General features: G+C 71.1%; 3 protein-coding genes. All 3 read right to left on the bottom strand.

Going from position 1 to position 3,601, the window contains the following annotated elements:
- Positions 1-1,452: GNVR domain-containing protein (locus tag ACFOES_RS13095; protein WP_377833746.1), on the bottom strand; the 1,452-nt coding region annotated here is incomplete at its 3' end.
- Between the two features lie 14 nt (positions 1,453-1,466).
- Positions 1,467-1,931 carry an arsenate reductase/protein-tyrosine-phosphatase family protein gene (locus ACFOES_RS13100; RefSeq protein WP_377833747.1) on the bottom strand — a complete coding sequence of 155 codons (465 nt, stop codon included), beginning with the start codon at positions 1,929-1,931 and terminating at the stop codon, positions 1,467-1,469.
- Between the two features lie 10 nt (positions 1,932-1,941).
- Positions 1,942-3,018, bottom strand: coding sequence for a polysaccharide biosynthesis/export family protein (locus tag ACFOES_RS13105; protein WP_377833748.1), 1,077 nt, complete (start codon positions 3,016-3,018; stop codon positions 1,942-1,944).
- Positions 3,019-3,601 lie beyond the last annotated feature (583 nt).

Below are 3,601 nucleotides of genomic sequence, written 5' to 3' on the forward strand. Positions count from 1 at the left end.
GGTGCGGCCCTTGCGCGGCGCGACCGGGGCGGGGGCGGCATAGGCGGTGTCGATGATGCGGACCGAGCCGACCGAGGAGGCGCGGACGACGCGCAGCTCCTGCTCGCGGTTGAGCAGCTGGACATAGATCTGCTGGGCGACGTTGAGGTCGCGCTGGAGGTTGAAGATCGCCTTCTGGGTCTCGGGCAGGGCGTTGGCGTCCTGCTTGGCCTGTTCGAGCTGGCCTTCGAGGGTCTTGCGGTCCTGGAGCAGCGCCTTGTAGTCGGGATGGTTGACGGTGTAGCGGTTCTTGAGCTCCTCCTCCTTGAGGGCGAGCTGGCTGAGCTGGCTCTCGATATCGGTGACGCGGGTGAGCAGGGCCTGGGTCTGGTAGGTGACGTCGATCGACTGGTGCTTCTGCTGGTAGGCGTTGAGCGCGTCCTGGGCCCTGGCGACGGCCTTCTGGGCGCCGGGCAGCTGCTTGCGGATGAATTCGAGGCTGCTCTCGGCCGAGGCGGCGCTGCGCTGGATGTTCTGGTCGACATAGGCCTGGGCGATGGCGTCGAGCACGGTCTGGGCGCGTTGCGGGCTGATGGCGGTATAGCTGGTCCTGAGCACCGAGGCCTGGTTGCCGGCCTGGCTGACGGCGAAGTTCCGCCGGGTGTCGGCGACGGCGGCCTCGAAGGGCTTGCGGCCGAGGATGAACTGGCGCCCGGCCGGGCCGTCGAGCCGGGCCACGGTGAGGGCGAAGCCGCCGGGGCCGGCCGCGGTCGCCGTCTCGCTCGCCGCCGCGGTCGCCGTCTCGCCTGCCGTCTCGCCTGCCGTTCCGCTGGCGGTGGCCTTGGTGGTGGCCTTGGTGGTGGCGGCCAGGGTCAGCTCGCGGCCGACGCTGCCGTCGAGATGACGGCCGTCGGGCAGGGCGAGGCGGTAGCGGCCGGGGCCGGTGATGGTGAGGACCATGTCCGCGCCGAGCCAGCGCCGCGGCACGGCGAGGGCGCCGACGGCGATGGCGGCATCGCCCCAGTCGTAGCGGGCGAGGGCCTTGAGGCCGGGATCGGGCAGGTGGAGCCGGGCCGGGATCGGGCCGAGCAGGGGGAAGGGCCGGGGCCAGGCATAGACCTGGAGGTCGAGCTTGCGCACCGCCTTGCCGACGACCATGCGCGACTGCAGGATCTGGATCTCGGTATCGGTGATCGAGTTGCCCGAGAGCGAGGAGGTGCCGAGGATGTCCTGCATGCCCTGGGGCAGGGCGAGGGCGCTCGAGGAATCGGCCTCGAGCTGGATCAGGCCGTTGGCCTGGTAGGTCGGGGTGGCGTGCAGGATGGCGATCATCCCGAGCAGGCCGGTGACGACCATCGCCGCCAGGATGCGGTACTTGCCGGCCCAGAGCACGCCGGCGAGTTCGAGCAGGTCGATCTCGTCGTCGGGCGCGGCGGCGGGCGCGGCGGCGGGGCGCGTGTCACTGCTTGTCATGCGGGGGTCCTGCGTCATTCTTCTGCGGCGTTTCTGGCCTTCCCGCCGAGCCGGGCGACCCAGGCGTCGGCGGCCTCGGCGATGGCGGCGAGGGCCCGGCGATGGGCGTCGCGCGGCCGGCCATGGGGATCGGCGATGCCGCCGCCGCCGGTCCACTGGTCGAACATCATCGTCCGGCCCGAGAACTGCGGGTAGAGGCGGCGGATCTCGTCGCGCTGGCCGGGCTCCATGACCAGGATCAGGGCGTGGTCGCGGGCCAGGGCGGCGGTGAACTGGCGCGCGACATGGCCCGCCAGGTCGAGGCCGCGCTCGGCGGCGGCGGCGGCGGTCTCGGGATCGGCGGCGGCGCCGACCACGGCGCCGAGCCCGGCCGAGCCGACGCGGATGCCGGGCAGGGCGGCGGCGAGCAGGCGTTCGCCGGCGGGCGAGCGGCAGATATTGCCGGTGCAGACGACGAGGATCGAATCGACGGCGGCCATCGCGCGGTCCTCAGTTGCCCAGCCGCTTGGCGCTATAGACGGTGTTCAGCGACGGCAGCAGGTTCGAGATCAGCCGGTTCCAGCGGTTCAGCGGCGCGGTGGTGACGTAGATCACGTCCCGGGGATGGAGGATGAAGCGGGTGCCGATCAGGTAGGCGGCCGGGTTGGTGGCGTCGAGCTGGTAGACGGCGATGCCCTGCGGGGTCTGGCGGAAGACGAAGACGCCGCGGGCATCGGCCAGCCCCTCCTTGAGGCCGCCGACCCGGGTCAGGGCCTGGGTCAGGGTGACGTTCTCGTGGGTCAGCTCGATGGTGCCGGGCTTGACGATCTGGCCCAGCAGGTAGGCCTCCTCGGGCTGGATCAGCGGCACGCTGACGACGTCGCCGTCGACCAGCACCGGGTTGTTGGCGCTGATGCCCTGGTCGAGGAAGGCCTGCATGTCGACGCTGTAGCTGCGGCCGTGGCGGCGGACGGTGACGGCGCGCGGATCGGCGGTCTCGGTCAGCCCGCCGGCGCCGTTGATGGCGTCGATCAGGGTCAGCGGCACGTCGGTCAGCGGCTCGCGCCTGGGCTGCTTGACCTCGCCGGTGACCGAGACCGCCTGGGCGTTGAAGCCGACGACGCGGACCTCGACCTGCGGGTCCTTGATATAGGTGTCGAGCCGCTGCATCAGGTCGGCGCGGATCTGGTCGGTGGTGCGGCCCCGGGCCGGGACCTTGCCGACGTAAGGGTAGTAGAAATAGCCATCCGCATCGACCCGCAGCCCCGATTGCAGCGGCGTGCGGTTGGCGCCGGCCGGGGTGGTCAGCTCGGGATGGTCGTAGACGACGATGTCGAGCACGTCGCCGATGCCGACATGGTAGACCCACTTGCCCGCCGCCGGCATCGTCGTGCGCGGCCCGGCCAGGCTGCGCGGGGTGCTGAAGGCGGCGACATTGGCGCTGCTCAGCCGCACCACCGCGACATTGGAGGTCACCCGGGCGGCGCTGTCCTGCACCGCCTCGGTGCGTACCGGGAACACCGTTTGCGACCCGTCGCAGCCGACAAGGGCGAGACAGGCCAGCGTGAGCGTCAGGAAACGGCGCATCGAATTCTCCCGGACAGAGGTCGTCTTCCCGTTCCGGTAGAGGGGGCTCCCTCCCGGGCCGGACCGCCCGCGGGCGGCCCTGACTGGATAGGGGATCGGAGCGGCAAAGCCAATCACCTGACCGCACAAGAGCGGGTTATTCTGCCCCGCCGCCGGGTCCCGGCCCGGTCGTGCCTGATTCCACAGCGCAATTTGCCCGCCCCCCCCCTGCCACCCTCTGCCACCCCCTGCCGTTCCCCTGCCGCCGCCGGGCCTCGGNCCTGTCGGTCGCGTTGGCGGCGCGGCAAGAGGACAAAGAGGGGGGCTGGCGTTTGCCTGGCCTCCCGCTATGACCGCTGTTCGAGGGCTTCCCTCTCCGCCGCCGCTCTCGTCATGTTCCGGTTCCGAGGTCGGCCCGCAAGAAACGCCGGGCTGTTCACGGCCGTCGGACGGGCAGCGGCAATCTCAAGGCCAGTCGCATGGCAGCCTGCAGGATGCGGTCTGCCGTCGCGGAACGCCCTTTGCCTTGCTGCGGTGCCGGCGTTGTCACAGGTCTGCGATCTCGAACAGATACCGGCCGTAGTCGTTCTTGCGCAGCATCTCG

The sequence above is a fragment of the Acidimangrovimonas pyrenivorans genome (assembly GCF_042643245.1).
GTDB lineage: Bacteria > Pseudomonadota > Alphaproteobacteria > Rhodobacterales > Rhodobacteraceae > Acidimangrovimonas > Acidimangrovimonas pyrenivorans.